The organism is Pseudomonas inefficax, from assembly GCF_032164165.1.
GTDB classification, from domain to species: Bacteria; Pseudomonadota; Gammaproteobacteria; order Pseudomonadales; family Pseudomonadaceae; genus Aquipseudomonas; species Aquipseudomonas inefficax.
In genome coordinates this window covers 1,118,095-1,133,774 of record NZ_CP134401.1, presented here as the reverse complement: position 1 = coordinate 1,133,774, position 15,680 = coordinate 1,118,095, and the positions used below count along the sequence as shown (strand labels likewise).

The 15,680-nt window shown below is 62.2% G+C and carries 16 protein-coding genes and 1 tRNA gene; 13 read left to right on the top strand and 4 right to left on the bottom strand.

Annotated features, from left to right (window positions below; translation table 11 throughout):
• Positions 1-108 precede the first annotated feature (108 nt).
• The 13 genes from ruvC to RIN61_RS04985 all read left to right on the top strand — a co-directional run bounded on the left by ruvC (position 109) and on the right by RIN61_RS04985 (position 9,544).
• Positions 109-633 (top strand): crossover junction endodeoxyribonuclease RuvC, encoded by a 525-nt coding sequence (ruvC, locus tag RIN61_RS05045; protein ID WP_112254235.1) that lies wholly within the window; start codon positions 109-111, stop codon positions 631-633.
• Between the two features lie 109 nt (positions 634-742).
• Positions 743-1,360 (top strand): Holliday junction branch migration protein RuvA, encoded by a 618-nt coding sequence (gene ruvA / locus RIN61_RS05040; protein ID WP_112254234.1) that lies wholly within the window; start codon positions 743-745, stop codon positions 1,358-1,360.
• Positions 1,357-2,403 carry a Holliday junction branch migration DNA helicase RuvB gene (gene ruvB, locus RIN61_RS05035; protein ID WP_112254233.1) on the top strand — a complete coding sequence of 349 codons (1,047 nt, stop codon included), beginning with the start codon at positions 1,357-1,359 and terminating at the stop codon, positions 2,401-2,403. The genes ruvA and ruvB overlap by 4 nt, the downstream gene beginning before the upstream one ends.
• A gap of 125 nt (positions 2,404-2,528) precedes the next feature.
• The gene (ybgC, locus tag RIN61_RS05030; protein ID WP_313856051.1) at positions 2,529-2,981 is read left to right on the top strand and encodes a tol-pal system-associated acyl-CoA thioesterase; all 453 of its coding nucleotides are present in this window, start codon (positions 2,529-2,531) and stop codon (positions 2,979-2,981) included.
• A 2-nt stretch (positions 2,982-2,983) separates the two neighbouring features.
• Positions 2,984-3,679: a protein TolQ gene (tolQ, locus tag RIN61_RS05025; protein ID WP_215521299.1), complete on the top strand. Its 696-nt coding sequence runs from the start codon at positions 2,984-2,986 to the stop codon at positions 3,677-3,679.
• Between the two features lie 14 nt (positions 3,680-3,693).
• A complete protein-coding gene (tolR, locus tag RIN61_RS05020) occupies positions 3,694-4,146 on the top strand; it encodes a protein TolR (protein ID WP_003254760.1) in 453 nt (150 codons plus the stop codon).
• The gene (gene tolA / locus RIN61_RS05015) at positions 4,146-5,243 is read left to right on the top strand and encodes a cell envelope integrity protein TolA (protein WP_112254232.1); all 1,098 of its coding nucleotides are present in this window, start codon (positions 4,146-4,148) and stop codon (positions 5,241-5,243) included. Before tolR ends, tolA begins: the two co-directional genes overlap by 1 nt.
• 26 nt (positions 5,244-5,269) lie before the next feature.
• Positions 5,270-6,541: a Tol-Pal system beta propeller repeat protein TolB gene (tolB, locus tag RIN61_RS05010; protein ID WP_046617157.1), complete on the top strand. Its 1,272-nt coding sequence runs from the start codon at positions 5,270-5,272 to the stop codon at positions 6,539-6,541.
• A gap of 53 nt (positions 6,542-6,594) precedes the next feature.
• On the top strand, positions 6,595-7,095 hold the full coding sequence (gene pal, locus RIN61_RS05005) for a peptidoglycan-associated lipoprotein Pal (RefSeq protein ID WP_012273762.1): 501 nt from the start codon (positions 6,595-6,597) through the stop codon (positions 7,093-7,095).
• 6 nt (positions 7,096-7,101) lie between these two features.
• A complete protein-coding gene (gene ybgF / locus RIN61_RS05000; protein ID WP_112254231.1) occupies positions 7,102-7,908 on the top strand; it encodes a tol-pal system protein YbgF in 807 nt (268 codons plus the stop codon).
• Between the two features lie 160 nt (positions 7,909-8,068).
• On the top strand, positions 8,069-8,716 hold the full coding sequence (gene queE, locus RIN61_RS04995) for a 7-carboxy-7-deazaguanine synthase QueE (protein WP_112254230.1): 648 nt from the start codon (positions 8,069-8,071) through the stop codon (positions 8,714-8,716).
• A 17-nt stretch (positions 8,717-8,733) separates the two neighbouring features.
• Entirely contained in the window at positions 8,734-9,408 is a 675-nt protein-coding gene (gene queC, locus RIN61_RS04990; protein ID WP_112254229.1) for a 7-cyano-7-deazaguanine synthase QueC, read from the top strand.
• Positions 9,409-9,468: 60 nt separating this feature from the next.
• Positions 9,469-9,544 (top strand) — tRNA-Lys (locus RIN61_RS04985).
• 112 nt (positions 9,545-9,656) lie between these two features.
• Here the strand turns inward: RIN61_RS04985 and RIN61_RS04980 are convergent.
• From RIN61_RS04980 to RIN61_RS04965, 4 genes are all read right to left on the bottom strand, one after another.
• Positions 9,657-10,628, bottom strand: a complete 972-nt coding sequence (locus tag RIN61_RS04980) for an IS110 family RNA-guided transposase (protein WP_207880112.1) — start codon at positions 10,626-10,628, stop codon at positions 9,657-9,659.
• 375 nt (positions 10,629-11,003) lie between these two features.
• A complete protein-coding gene (locus RIN61_RS04975) occupies positions 11,004-11,963 on the bottom strand; it encodes a cation diffusion facilitator family transporter (RefSeq protein WP_112254228.1) in 960 nt (319 codons plus the stop codon).
• 146 nt (positions 11,964-12,109) lie between these two features.
• A complete protein-coding gene (locus RIN61_RS26905; RefSeq protein WP_215521296.1) occupies positions 12,110-14,173 on the bottom strand; it encodes a methyl-accepting chemotaxis protein in 2,064 nt (687 codons plus the stop codon).
• A gap of 80 nt (positions 14,174-14,253) precedes the next feature.
• Positions 14,254-15,606, bottom strand: a complete 1,353-nt coding sequence (locus tag RIN61_RS04965) for an APC family permease (RefSeq protein WP_112254226.1) — start codon at positions 15,604-15,606, stop codon at positions 14,254-14,256.
• Between the last annotated feature and the right edge of the window lie 74 nt (positions 15,607-15,680).

Here is a 15,680-nt window from a genome sequence, read left to right as displayed (position 1 = left end):
CCCAGGTAATGCACCGACCTCGAATGCGGTGCAGTCTCTGTGGGAGCGGGTTTACCCGCGAAAGGGCCGGTACAGTTTGCAAAGAAGCAATAATTTACGACAGGCACTATGACTCTGATTCTTGGTATCGACCCCGGCTCGCGCATCACCGGTTATGGCGTGGTACGCCAGACCGCCCGTGGTTGCGAGTATGTGGCGTCGGGCTGCATTCGTACCGGCAGCGGCGAGCTGCACGAGCGGCTGCAGATCGTTTTTCGTGGCGTGGGTGAAATCATCGCCCTGCACGGCCCGGTAACCATGGGCATCGAGCGGGTATTCATGGCCCGTAACGCCGACTCGGCGCTCAAGCTCGGCCAGGCCCGTGGCGCGGCTATCGTCGCAGCCGCCGAAGCCGGCCTGGAAATCGCCGAATACAGCGCCACCCAGGTCAAGCAGGCAGTAGCTGGTACCGGTGGGGCCAACAAGGAGCAGGTGATGATGATGGTCATGCACCTGCTGAAACTGACGCAGAAGCCGCAGATCGACGCTTCCGACGCACTGGCCATCGCCCTGTGCCACGCCCATACCCGCTCCAGCCTGGTGCCGCATGGCCTGGCCACGGCGCGGCGACGCGGCGGGCGCTTGCGTCTTTAGGGGCTTCATGCGCTGATACACATTTTGTTCGGGTGATGCATTCACCCGCTGCATTTGCTGATAGGGTTGAGCGGTCTTTGACCGGCTCCCCGAGAGGAAGGATCGGAACGTGATTGGACGTTTGCGCGGCACCCTGGCGGAAAAACAGCCGCCGCACCTGATTATCGACGTCAACGGCGTGGGTTACGAACTGGAAGTTCCCATGACCACGCTGTACCGTCTGCCCAAGGTGGGCGAACCCGTAACCGTGCACACCCACCTGGTGGTGCGCGAGGATGCTCACCTGCTCTACGGTTTTGCCGAAAAGCGCGAGCGCGAGCTGTTTCGCGAGCTCATCCGCCTGAACGGCGTAGGGCCGAAGCTGGCCTTGGCGCTCATGTCCGGGCTGGAGGTAGACGAGCTGGTGCGCTGCGTGCAGGCCCAGGACACCTCGGCCCTGGTGCGCGTGCCCGGTGTCGGCAAGAAGACCGCCGAACGCCTGCTGGTCGAGCTCAAGGACCGCTTCAAGGCCTGGGAAACGTCCCCGGCCATGTTTACCCTGGTCTCCGACGGGCCGCTGCCGGCCGCCAGCGCATCCACAGCCGAAGCCGATGCCGTCAGCGCCCTGGTTTCGCTGGGCTACAAGCCGCAGGAAGCCAGCAAGGCAATCGCCGCGATCAAGGACAAGGCCGGCCTGAGCAGTGAGGAACTGATCCGCCGCAGCCTGAAAGGGATGATTACCAAGTGATCGAAGCCGACCGTCTGATCGCCGCCAGTGGCCGCGACCGTGAAGAAGTCCAGGACCGTGCGATCCGTCCGCTGCGGCTGGACGAGTACATCGGCCAGCCGGTGGTGCGCGAGCAGATGGCGCTGTTCATCCAGGCCGCCCGTGGTCGTAGCGAGTCGCTCGACCATACGCTGATCTTCGGTCCGCCGGGCCTGGGCAAGACCACCCTGGCCAACATCATCGCCCAGGAAATGGGCGTGTCGGTCAAGAGCACTTCGGGGCCCATCCTCGAGCGCCCTGGCGACTTGGCGGCCATGCTGACCAACCTCGAACCGCATGACGTGCTGTTCATCGACGAGATCCACCGCTTGTCCCCAGTTGTCGAAGAGGTGCTGTACCCGGCGATGGAGGACTTCCAGCTCGACATCATGATCGGCGAAGGGCCTGCGGCCCGTTCGATCAAGCTCGACCTGCCGCCGTTCACGCTGGTGGGTGCCACCACCCGTGCCGGCATGCTCACCAACCCGCTGCGGGACCGTTTCGGTATCGTCCAGCGCCTGGAGTTCTACAGCGACAAGGACCTGGCCACCATCGTCAGCCGTTCGGCCGGCATCCTCGGCCTGGCCATCGAGGACCAGGGGGCCTACGAGATCGCCCGCCGGGCACGTGGCACGCCACGTATCGCCAACCGCCTGCTGCGCCGCGTGCGCGACTATGCCGAGGTGCGTGGCAAGGGCCAGATCACCAAGGCCGTGGCCGACCTGGCGCTCAACCTGCTGGACGTCGACGAGCGCGGTTTCGACCACTCTGACCGTCGCCTGCTCCTGACCATGATCGAGAAGTTCGACGGTGGCCCGGTTGGCGTGGACAACCTGGCGGCAGCCATCAGTGAAGAGCGTCACACCATCGAGGACGTGCTCGAGCCGTACCTGATCCAGCAAGGCTACATCATGCGCACGCCGCGCGGCCGCGTGGTCACGCGGCATGCTTACCTGCACTTTGGCCTGAACGTGCCAGGGCGCCTGGGGGAGGGTGGGGATTTTTCCGAAACGGGCGATGAGTGACAGATCGAAAACGGCTTTTCGTGGTCCTACCGCTGGCATGCCGAGGGTGCGCTGGCAATAAGACATTAATGAAGAAAAAACAGTTGCCACAGCGGATTGGCAAGCTGAGGAGTAAGCACTAGAGTATGCGCGCGCTAAATGGCCTGGAACCTTTCGCACACCGTTGTCGTGTCTATTACGAGGATACCGATGCCGGTGGCGTGGTGTATTACGTCAATTACCTGAAATTCATGGAGCGCGCGCGTACCGAGCGGCTGCGGCATCTGGGTTTTTCCCAGGCGCAGCTGGCCGAAGACAACCTGCTGTTCGTGGTCCACTCCAGCGAAGCGCGCTATCACGCGCCGGCGCGGCTGGACGACGAACTGCGGGTCACCGCGCAAGTACTTGAACTCAATCGCGCCAGCCTGCGCTTCGTGCAGCAGGTGTGGCGGGAAAAGGATGAAACGCTGCTCTGCGAAGGGCAGTTCCTGGTGGCCGCCGTGCGCGCCGACACTTTCAAACCCCGAGCCATGCCCCCGGAGCTGCGTGACGCCTTTGCGGCGGACGGCTCGGGTAATCAATCGAATGCAGGAGAATAAGCGTGGAAGCTAACGTCGTCGACCATACCTCCATGTGGAGTCTGGTCAGTAATGCCAGCGTGTTGGTACAGCTGGTAATGCTGACCCTGGTGGCCGCCTCGGTCACCTCATGGGTCATGATCTTCCAGCGCAGCACCATGCTGCGCGCCGGTCGTCGTGCGCTGGATGCCTTCGAGGAGCGTTTCTGGTCGGGCATCGACCTGTCCAAGCTGTACCGCCAGGCAGGCAGCAACCCAGACCCGGATTCCGGTGTCGAGCAGGTTTTCCGCGCCGGCTTCAAGGAATTCTCGCGCCTGCGCCAGCAGCCGGGTGTTGACCCGGACGCGGTCATGGAGGGTGTGGCCCGGGCCATGCGCGTAGCCATCTCGCGCGAGGAAGAAAAGCTCGAGCAGAGCCTGCCGTTCCTGGCCACCGTCGGTTCGACCAGCCCGTATATCGGCCTGTTCGGTACCGTATGGGGCATCATGAACTCCTTCCGCGGCCTGGCCAGCGCCCAGCAGGCCACCCTGGCCACGGTTGCCCCGGGTATCGCCGAAGCGCTGATCGCCACCGCCATCGGCCTGTTCGCGGCAATCCCGGCAGTCATCGCCTACAACCGCTTCGCGGCCCGCAGCGAAGTGCTGATCGGCCGTTACTACACCTTCGCCGACGAGTTCCAGGCGATCCTGCACCGCAAAGTGCACACCAGCGAAGAGTAATCAGGTAGAAGCCCATGGCCCGAGTTCGCCACAAACGCAAGCCCGTCGCCGAGATGAACGTGGTGCCCTACATCGACGTGATGCTGGTACTGCTGGTCATCTTCATGGTGACGGCGCCCATGCTCAACCAGGGCGTGAAGGTAGACCTGCCCAAGGTTTCCAGTGAAGCCTTGCCGCAGGACAACAACGTCCAGATCCTCACCATCTCCATCAAGGCCGACAAGACCTACTACTGGAACCTCGGCAGCGAAGTCGATACCGACAAGCAGATGGACAAGGCCATGACCTTGCCTGCCATGACCGACGCGGTGACCAAGATCATCGCCGCCGGCCGTGACCAGGGCAAGCAGACCCAGGTGTTCATTCGTGGCGACAAGGCTGTCGACTATGGCGCGGTCATGGGTGCCATGGGCGGGTTGCAGAAGGCCGGTGTCGGTAACGTTGGCCTGATTACCGAGGCGCCCTGATGCAACAGCGAGAGCCATCCGCCTCGGAAAGCTACTTCTGGCCCAGTATCTGGGCCATCGGCCTGCATGTGCTGGTGTTCGCCCTGCTGTTCGTCAGTTTTGCCATGACGCCTGAGCTGCCGCCATCCAAGCCGATCGTCCAGGCTACCCTGTACCAGCTCAAGTCCAAGAGCCAGGCGACTACCCAGACCAATCAGAAGATTGCCGGGGAAGCCAAGAAAACCGCTTCGCGCCAGACCGAGGTCGAGCAGCTGGAACAGAAGAAGGTCGAGCAGGAGGCCGTGAAGGCCGCGGAACAAAAGAAAGCCGACGCCGCTCAAAAGGCCGAAGAGGCTCGCGAGGCCGCCGAAGCCAAAAAAGCCGAGGCAGCTGCCGAAGCCGCCGAGGCCAAGAAAGCCGCCGAAGCCAAGAAGGCCGAAGAGGCGAAGAAGGCTGCCGAGAAGCAACAGGCCGACATCGCCAAAAAGAAGGCCGAGGAAGAAAAGAAAAAAGCCGAAGAAGAGGCCAAGAAAGAGGCCGCTGAAGAGGCGAAGAAACAAGCCGCCGAGGACGCCAAGAAAAAGGCGGCCGAAGAGGCCAAGAAGAAAGCAGCCGAGGACGCCAAGAAGAAAGCGGCGGCCGAGGACGCTAAGAAGAAGGCAGCTGAAGAGGCCAAGAAGAAGGCCGCTGCAGACGCCCAGAAGAAAAAGGCACAGGAAGCGGCCCGCAAGGCGGCGGAAGACAAGAAAGCCCAGGCTTTGGCCGAGCTGTTGTCCGACACCACCGAACGGCAGCAGGCCCTGGCCGACGAGCAGGGTGACCAGGTGGCCGGCGACTTCGATGACCTGATCCGCATGCGCGCGGCCGAGGGCTGGGCACGTCCGCCTTCCGCGCGCAAGGGCATGACGGTGGTCCTGCAGATCAACATGCTGCCGGACGGTACCATCACCAGCGTCAGCGTGGCCCGGTCCAGTGGTGACGGCCCGTACGACAGCTCGGCGGTGGCAGCTGTGAAGAACATCGGTCGCTTGACCGAGATGCAGGGTATGAAGCCGAGCGATTTCAACCAATATCGTTCGTTCAAGATGACATTTACACCTGAGGATCTAGCGTTGTGATTAAACGTCTGAGAGGACTGCTGGTCATGCTGTGCTGCGTGGCAGGCATGGCCGTGGCAGAGGAAAAGAACATCCTGGTCACCAGCGGCAGCGACCGGGCCACGCCCATCGCGGTAGTGCCGTTCGGTCTGCAGGGCGGCAGCGTGTTGCCGGAAGACATGGCCGATATCATCGGCAATGACCTGCGCAACTCCGGCTACTACTCGCCGATTCCGCGACAGAACATGATCAGCCAGCCGTCGCAGGCCAGCGAAGTGATCTTCCGTGACTGGAAAGCGCTGGGCGCGCAGTACGTGATGGTCGGCAGCATCGTGCCGTCGGGCGGTCGCCTGCAGGTGCAGTACGCGCTGTTCAACGTCGCCACCGAGCAGCAGGTGCTGACCGGTAGCGTGGCCGGCAGCGTCGACCAGCTGCGCGACATGGCGCACTACATTGCCGACCAGTCGTTCGAGAAGCTCACCGGCATCAAGGGTGCGTTCTCCACCCGCATGCTGTACGTGACGGCCGAGCGCTTCTCCACCAACAACACCCGCTATACCCTGCAGCGTTCGGATTACGACGGTGCACGTGCGGTGACCCTGCTGCAATCGCGTGAACCGATCCTGTCGCCACGCTTTGCTCCGGATGGCAAGCGCATTGCCTATGTCTCGTTCGAGCAGAAGCGCCCGCGCATCTTCGTCCAGCACATCGATACCGGCCGCCGCGAGCAGGTCACCAACTTCGAAGGCCTGAACGGTGCGCCAGCCTGGTCGCCGGACGGCACGCGCCTGGCGTTCGTGCTGTCGAAGGACGGCAACCCGGACATCTACGTGATGAATGTGGCTTCGCGTCAGATCAGCCGTGTCACCGCCGGCCCGGGCATCAACACCGAGCCGTTCTGGGGCAAGGATGGCAACACCCTGTACTTCACCTCCGACCGTGGCGGCAAGCCGCAGATCTACAAGCAGTCGGTCAGTGGTGGTGGTGCCGAGCGGGTAACTTTCGTGGGTAACTACAACGCCAACCCGAAACTGTCGGCGGACGAAAAGACCCTGGTGATGATCCATCGCCAGCAGGGCTTCACCAACTTCAAAGTTGCGGCCCAGGATTTGCAGCGCGGAAGTGTAAAGATTCTCTCGGAAACGAGTCTTGATGAGTCTCCCACTGTTGCGCCAAACGGCACCATGCTAATCTACGCCACCCGCCAGCAGGGCCGGGGAGTCTTGATGCTCGTGTCGCTTAATGGCCGCGTGAGGCTCCCACTTCCTACCGCTCAAGGCGAAGTCAGAGAACCGTCCTGGTCCCCTTACCTGAACTGATTGCGGCGTAATACTTTTGCTTAACACACTGGGGTTTCATTAGGAGTTTCACGATGGAAATGCTGAAGTTTGGTAAATTTGCTGCGCTGGCTCTGGCCATGGCCGTAGCTGTAGGTTGCTCCTCGAAGGGCGGTGACAACGCAGGCGAAGGCGCTGCTGTAGACCCGAACGCTGGCTACGGTGCCAACACTGGTGCTGTTGACGGCTCCCTGAGCGAAGAAGCTGCCCTGCGCGCAATCACCACCTTCTACTTCGAATACGACAGCTCGGACCTGAAGCCAGAAGCCATGCGCGCTCTGGACGTTCACGCCAAGGACCTGAAGTCCAACGGCAACCGCGTTGTTCTGGAAGGCAACACCGACGAGCGCGGCACCCGCGAGTACAACATGGCTCTGGGTGAGCGTCGTGCGAAAGCCGTTCAGCGCTACCTGGTTCTGCAGGGCGTTTCCCCTGCTCAGCTGGAACTGGTTTCCTACGGCGAAGAGCGTCCAGTTGCCACCGGCAACGACGAGCAGTCCTGGGCTCAGAACCGTCGCGTAGAACTGCGTAAGTAAGTTCTCATGCGTATGTGCCGCCGTGTAGTAACCGTCCTCGCACTCAGCCTGCCGCTCGCGGCCTGGGCTGAGGTCCCTGTAGTAGATGACAACGCAGGCAGCTATCCGCCTGCGGGTTATGGCACGAGCGGCGCCTATGCCGGGTCAGGGGCTTCGGCCCCTGCCTCTGCACAGGGCCAGCTGTTCATGCAGCTGCAACAGATGCAGGATCAGCTTTCCCGCCAGCAAGGCATCATCGAAGAGCTGCAGAACGATGTGTCGCGCATGAAGCAGGAAAACCTGGAGCGTTACCAGGACCTGGACCGTCGCATCAACAGTGGCGCCGCGCCTGCCGCGACCCCTGACAATTCCTCCGGTGGTGGTGCATCCGGTACCGCCCCCGATGCAGCAGCAGGTGCTGCTGCGCAACAACCGGCCGCCAGTAGCGAGCCCGGTGATCCGGCGAAAGAAAAGCTCTACTACGATGCCGCTTTCGACCTGATCAAGCAGAAAGACTTCGACAAGGCCAGCCAGGCGTTCAACGCCTTCCTGCGCAAGTACCCCAACAGCCAGTACGCCGGCAATGCCCAGTACTGGCTGGGTGAAGTGAACCTGGCCAAGGGCGACCTGCCGGCCGCCAGCCAGGCCTTCGCCCAGGTCAGCCAGAAGTATCCGAAGCACAGCAAGGTGCCGGATTCGCTGTACAAGCTGGCCGACGTCGAGCGCCGCATGGGCCACACCGACAAGGTCAAGGGTATCCTGCAGCAGGTCATCACCCAGTATCCCGGCACCTCGGCCGCGCAACTGGCTCAGCGTGACCTGCAGAAGCTCTAAGTAGCACCGTTTGAAAGAAACCCGCGCCTGTCGCGGGTTTTTTCGTTAGAATCACTGCCCTTTTTTCGTAAACACGCTGCTGCGGATAACGCTATGTCGAGTCCGCGGCAGTGCCTGACGGAGGCGGGCAGCCTGTTTAGCTGTCACGCCCGTGGCGAGCATGCAAGACACATTACGCATTACCGAAGTCTTTTACTCCTTGCAGGGTGAAACGCGAACGGCTGGGTTGCCCACGGTATTCGTGCGCCTCACCGGTTGCCCCCTGCGCTGCCAGTACTGTGACAGTGCCTATGCCTTCAGTGGCGGTACCGTTCGCACCCTCGATTCGATCCTCGAGCAGGTCGCCGGCTTCAAGCCGCGCTACGTCTGCGTCACTGGTGGCGAGCCATTGGCCCAGCCCAACGCCTTGGCGCTGCTGCAGCGGCTGTGTGACGCCGGTTACGAGGTTTCGCTGGAGACCAGCGGCGCATTGGATATTGCCGGCACGGACACCCGCGTCAGCCGCGTGGTCGACCTGAAGACCCCAGGCTCCGAGGAATCGCACCGTAACCGCTACGAGAACATCGAGCAGCTGACCCGCAACGATCAGGTCAAGTTCGTCATCTGTTCCCGTGAGGACTACGACTGGGCGGTCTCCAAGCTGATCCAGTACAACCTGGCCGAGCGTGCTGGCGAGGTGTTGTTCTCGCCCAGCCACCACCAGGTGAACGCCAGCGACCTGGCGGACTGGATCGTCGCCGACAACCTGCCCGTGCGCTTCCAGCTGCAGTTGCACAAGCTGCTGTGGAACGACGAACCCGGACGTTGATTGAGGAGCAAGCACACATGACCGACAAACGCGCAGTAATCCTGTTGTCCGGCGGCCTGGACTCGGCCACCGTGGTTGCCATGGCCAAGGCCGAAGGCTACAGCTGCTACACCATGAGTTTCGATTACGGCCAGCGCCACCGCGCCGAACTGAACGCCGCTGCCCGGGTCGCCCGCGACCTGGGCGTGGTCGAGCACAAGGTCATCGGCCTGAGCCTGGACGGCATCGGCGGTTCGGCGTTGACCGACAGCAGCATCGATGTGCCGGAAGCCCCAGGTGAAGGCATCCCGGTCACCTACGTGCCGGCGCGCAACACTGTGTTCCTGTCCCTGGCCCTGGGCTGGGCAGAGGTACTGGAAGCTCGCGACATCTTCATTGGCGTCAATGCCGTGGATTACTCCGGCTACCCCGATTGCCGCCCCGAGTTCGTCGAAGCCTTCGAGCGCATGGCTAATCTGGCGACCAAGGCCGGCGTCGAAGGGCAGGGCTTCCGTATTCAGGCGCCGCTGCAGAACATGAGCAAGGCGCAGATCGTACAGGCTGGCATGGCTCGCGGCGTGGATTACAGCCTGACCGTTTCCTGCTACCAGGCCGACGATGACGGCCGCGCCTGCGGCAAATGCGACAGCTGCCGCCTGCGTGCCGACGGCTTCAAGGCAGCTGGTGTCGAAGACCCGACGCGATACTTTTGAAAAAAGTTTGATGGGGTGTTGATTTCCCGTTAGAAATCAGTATTATACGCGCCATCCAACGGGTCGTTAGCTCAGTTGGTAGAGCAGTTGGCTTTTAACCAATTGGTCGTAGGTTCGAATCCTACACGACCCACCATACTCAGTACGTCAAAGCCCGCTACCGGCAACGGTGGCGGGCTTTTTCGTTTTCCGTTGGCCGAGTTTTATTGCTCGGTTTGCGCGATCGCTTGTAGATACCGTCTTGACCCTCACCCCGCAAGAGCGATTTGAGGGTCAAACGGTTTGCCGGATTTCACTACGCCATACACCAGGTGCAAAAGCTTACGCATAGCAGCGCAGACTATCTGCTTGTAGGCTTTACGCCGATTGCTCAAACGCTCTGCCAGTGCCTTCACGACCGGGTTGTATCTGATCGAGACAGTGCCTGGCATCCACAAGCCGGCGCGCAATCTTGGGGCTCCTGTACGGGAAATGGTCGATTGGCCAATCTTCTCTCCCGATTGATGGATCATCGGGTTGAGGCCTGCAAACGCAACCATGGCTGACGGGCTTTCGTACTTCAGCGGATCACCCAGTTCTGCAAGGATCAGCGCGGCCGTGGTGTCTCCCAGGCCATCAATCGACGTAATCAGTTCTCGTCGCTGGCGCAGGTCTGGATCGTCATCGATCGTCTGCTCAATAGCCTTACGGGTTTTCGCTATTTCTTCGCTGATGTGCCCAATTACAGCTCTGATCGATTCCTGGACAGCGATCTGCGACACATCCAGACGGTTCTGCTCCATCTGCTGCATCTCTTTCAGGTCGTCCAGACGCCGCACCAAGGCCCGCAAGCGCCGCTGAGCTGGCGGCTCAGGCTTCCACTGACGAAGCAAATCTTTTTTCTGCTGACCGTAAGCAGCAATAACCTTGGCATCAGCCTTATCAGTTTTGACGCGTCGAAGGTCCGCTCCGGCAAACTTGGCAATCACGGCGGGATTCAGAATACACACCCGGTAACCCTTGGCATGAAAGCACTCAGCAAGCGCTTCGTGATAAGTGCCAGTGGCCTCCATGATAACCCAGGCACGTGGTTCGGCATGTTGCTCAAGCCAGGTTGCGAATTGCTCAAAACCACTCGGATTATTGGCCAGCTTGGCTTTGGTACGGACTTTCCCATTGGGAAGTGGAGTTGCAATATCGAAAGATCGCTTGGCTACATCGACGCCAACAACAACAGACATGATCTTCTCCCTCAGACAACGAAGTTTCGATCACCCAGCACTCGGTTCAACCTTGCGAATGCGTGCTCACGCCGGGGGGCGGCACTAGATACCGTTCGAACTGTTCGAGTGGGGTTGGAGGGCCAGAGCGTTATCTACAATACGGGCTCGATGCCCTTGGAGCGGCTCCGCTTCATGACCCTCCCTCGATGATCAGTCGAGAACTTTCGCCTCTTGTGAGGCGAAAGTCGAGATACAAGGAGCGGCCTTGCGTCGCGATCGGGCTGCGCAGCAGCCCCAGGGTTTCAGCAAAAATGCACAAATTGCTGGGGCTGCTGCGCAGCCCGATCGCGACGCAAGGCCGCTCCTACAGGGGCTGCGCAGACTCCAGATGGCTTATTCAGCCCACTCCGGATCCCCGGTAAACACCACCGTCAGCCAGCGGTCCGGCCCTTCACCCCCCACGGCATCACCGATCTCGTTGCGCCACGCATCCCATTCATCGATGGTTTTCGCGGCCATGGCCTTGGGTACGATGAAATACAGTTCGATCTCCCGCGAGCGCCCGACCTTGGCCACATAGGCGCGGTACGACTGCAATCCATGGCGTGCAACGAAGGCCTTGGCGACTTCATCCACGTGCAGCTTGAGGTCGCCGGGGGTCACCAGGAAGATTTCCGAAAGAGCCTGGCGCACCACCGACATCGGCAACGGCACTATCACCAGGCAGACCAGCGCCAGCACCGCTGGGTCGATGTACGGCGACACCCACTCCAGCGACGTGCCCTGCACCGCATATCCAAAGCAGAAGGCGATCAACAGCGCAGCGGTGATGCTGGCCGACATCACCCAGCCCTTGACGTCCATGCGCACGAAATCCGAGCCCAGCTTGCGGTTGGCACGGGCCTCGACAATGGCAATGGTCACGCAGGCGATCACGGTCAGCACCGCGTAGACCATGGCGATACCGAACTCCAGGTGGCGCCCGCCTTGCAGCAGGCTGCTGACGGCGTTAATCAGCGCATAGATGGCCACGCCGCTGAGCAGGATGCCGTTGAGGGCCAGCACCATCGGCTCCAGGTGCCAGAAGCCCATGGTGAAGCGCTCGCGCAGCTTGCGTGACATCTGCACGCTGGTGGTGTGCGCGGTAATCAGCCTGACCACCACCAGTGACAGCCCGCTCATGCTGGCATCGACCAGCGAATAGACGCCGTCGAACACGATGGAGAACGAGCCAGACGCCAGGCCGAAGGCGATGCCGATGACGGCGATGAACAGGGTGACAGCGATCGAGGTGCGTAGCAGGCCCTGTTCGCTGGTGATGTCAAAGAAGGAAGATCTGGTCGGGGTTTGCATGATTGTGCTCGGTAAATAGCCCTGCTGCTGTGTTGTATGTGCTGGCCTCTTCGCGGGTAAACCCGCTCCCACAGCTTTATGCTCTGACCTTGAAGGCGGCGCCGACCTTGTGGGAGCGGGTTTACCCGCGAAGAGGCCCTGACAGGCTAGACGCGGAACTGCTCCATCAACGCCTGCTGCTGGTTGGCCAGCCGGTTCAGGGCCTGGCTGATCCGCGCCGACTCGTCTGCCTGGCCGGCCAGCGATTCGGTCACATCGCGAATGCCGGCCACATTGCGGTTTACCTCCTCTGCCACGGCGCTCTGCTCTTCGGCTGCCGAGGCAATCTGCAGATTCATGTCGCTGATCACCGCCACTGCCTCGCCAATACGTTGCAAGGCTGGCACCGCCTGCTCCATCCGCGCGGCGCTGTCCTGGGCCTGACGCCGGCCTTCGTGCATTGCGCCCACCACATCCTGGGTGCCTTGCTGCAAACCTTCGATGACCTGGCGAATTTCCTCCACCGACACCTGGGTACGCTGGGCCAAGCCGCGCACTTCATCGGCCACTACGGCAAAACCACGCCCGGCTTCGCCTGCGCGGGCAGCTTCGATGGCGGCGTTGAGCGCCAGCAGGTTGGTTTGCTCGGCAATGGTGCGGATCACTTCCAGTACCGAACCGATCTGCCCGCTGCGGCCTTCCAGCGCGTGCGCCTCGTCCATGGCAGCGTTCATGCCGGCATTCAGGCGGTCGATGCCCTGCCGGGTGCTGTCGATCAGTTGCAGGCCCTCGCGGCTGGCCTGGTCGGCAGCGCGTGCGGCCTGGGCCGCCTGCGAGGCGTTGTGGGCGACATCCAGGGCGGTGGCACTCATCTCATTGGCGGCGGTGGCCACCTGTTCGATTTCGCGGTGCTGTTGCTGCATGCCGTTGCTGGTCTGGCTGGCGATGGCTGCCGACTGGTCGGCAGTGCTGCGTGCCTCCCGCAGCGAGCCTTTGACCTGGGCTATGACCGGCTGCAGCTTGTCGAGAAAGCGGTTGAACCAACCGGTAAGCTGGCCCAGTTCGTCCTGGCGGGCGTAGTCCAGGCGGCGGGTGAGGTCGCCTTCGCCGCTGGCGATGTCTTCCAGGCGCGCGGCCACGGCCAGGATTGGCCGGGTCACACCGCGCGCGGTCAGCCACACCAGCAGCAAGCCGACTACCGCAGCGCCCAGACCAACCAGCAGGCTGGTGAGGTTGGCGCTGTGGTTGTGCGTGTCCAGGCGCTGGTTGAGGGCTACGGCAGGCGCCTGCAGCACGCTTTCCGGCAGTTCCAGCAATACCTGCCAAGGGGCGGCGTCAGGGATTGGCGTGAACGGGTGGGCAACCCGCAGCAGGCCGCCGGCTACCGTCTTGTCCATCGGCTCGCCCAGCTTGCTGTCGTCGCGGCTATTGCCGGCCAGCAGGCCGGCCGCGCTGGCGATGCTGACCTGGCCCTGGCCGTCGAACAGCTCCCGGCGGCCGTCCAGGCTCAACTGCTGCAGGTTGGAAAGGCCGATGTCCAGGCCGACCACGCCGACCACCTTGCCGTGCTCCAGCAGCGGCAGCGCGATGCTGGTCATCAGCACCTGTCGGCCATTCACTTCGTCGAGGTATGGCTCGAGCATGCAGGTTCTGGCGGTGTCCTGCGGACAGGTCAGCCAACGGTTCTTCGCCGCGCCGTTGCTGCCGATGCTGGCGTCACCGAGCATCGATTCCGGCATGGCTTCAAGCTCCAGGGTGCCGGGGCTGGGTTGTGACCAGTACAGCGAGAAACGCCCGGCCTCGTTGCTGCCCATGGCATCCTGGCCGAGGTACTGGCTGTCCGGGTCCAGAGCGTTGGGCTGGAATACCAGGTACAGGCCGATCACATCCGGGTTGCCAGCCAGGCTGGCACGGGCCTGGCGCGTCAGCTCGGCGCGCAGGTCGTTGCCGCCACGGGCCTTGAGCACCTGCACCAGGCGGGCAAAGCCATTGCCGTACTGGTAGGCGTCCATGAAATAGCGCTGGATGCGCAGGGCCTGGGTTTCGGCATGGGCCTCCAGGCGCAGGCGTGCGCTGCTGTCGAGCATTTCGGTGTTGGCCTGGTTGACCAACGCCGCGCTGCGCCGCGCCTGGGCCAGCGATGTGGTTACCAGCAGGGCGACGATGGCCAGCAGGCAGAGGCCGGCGAGCAGGGTGATCTTCCATTGGATGGAGAGGCGACGCAGCGGCATGAGGGCTTTCCTTTTCGATCAAATGCAACGCCCGCGATCAGGCGCGGGCGTTGTCGGCAGCATGGGTCATTCAGCGACGGTCATTCAGCGACGTAGTTGGGCGGCGCGTTCCTGAAAGCCTTGGTCAGCCAGGCCAGGTAGAGCAAGCCGAGCACAGCCCAGACGCCACCGAACATCAGCGAGTGGGCATTCAGGTCCAGCCACAGCGAGACGATGATGCAGAAGCCGATGGTCGGCAGCACCAGGTACTTTAGCTGGTTGGCCAGGCCTTGCCGCTTGCCTTCGCGCAGGTAGCAGTGGTTGATGACCGACAGGTTGACGAAGCTGAACGCGACCAGCGCACCGAAGTTGATGATCGAGGTGGCGGTGACCAGGTCGAAGAAGATCGCCGACAGCGAAATCAGCCCCACCACCGCGATATTCAGCACTGGCGTCTTGTAGCGCGAGTGCAGGCGGGCGAACAGGCTGGCCGGCAGCACGTTGTCACGGCCCATCACGTACAGCAGGCGCGACACGCTGGTCTGCGAAGCCAGGCCCGAGGCGATGGTGTTGATCACGGTGCAGGCGATGAAGATCGACTGGAACAGCTTGCCGCCGACGTACAGGGCGATTTCGGGCAGTGCCGCTTCATGGTCATGGAAGCGCGCCATGGTCGGGAAGTAAGCCTGGATGAAATACGACACAGTGATGAACACCACGCCGCCGATCAGTGCGGTGAGGAAGATAGCCCGTGGGATGGTCTTGCTCGGGTTGTGGGTTTCTTCGGACAGGCAGGTGACAGCGTCGAAACCGAGGAACGAGAAGCACAGGATGGTCGCACCGGCGGCCAGGGCGCTGAACTGAGTCTGGTCGTCGGCGAACGGCAGCAGGCTCCAGGCGGTACCCAGCCCTTCACCTTGGTCCAGGCCGCGTACGCACAGGTAGATGAACACGGCGATGATCGCCACCTGCACGGCCACGAAAAGCAGGTTGAAGTGCGCCACCAGGTTCACACTGCGCATGTTGATCAGGCTGATCAAGGTGACGAAGCCGGCCACCCACATCCACTCCGGTACTTCTGGGAACATGGCCGAAAGGTACAGCTTGGCCAGCAGCGCGTTGACCATTGGCAGCAGCAGGTAGTCCAGCAGCGACGACCAGCCGACCAGGAAGCCCACGTGCGGGTTGATCGCCCGTTGGGTGTAGGTGTAGGCCGAGCCCGACTGCGGGAAGCGTCTTACCAGGGTGCCGTAGCTCACGGCGGTGAACAGGATCCCGGCCAGCGCCAGGATGTAGGCGCTGGGTACGTGGCCGGCAGTTATCCCGGAAACGATGCCGAAGGTGTCGAACACGGTCATCGGGGTCAGGTAGGCCAAGCCGATGATGATCACGTGCCACAGACGCAGGGTTTTACGGAGTTGGCCGTTGCCGGAGGCGCTGTGGTCAGGCTGCATGCTGGCATGGCTCCTGCGGCTGGGCGTAAACGGCGGGCACGGTGTACTGCGCATGCGGCAAGGGCGAGCGGGTG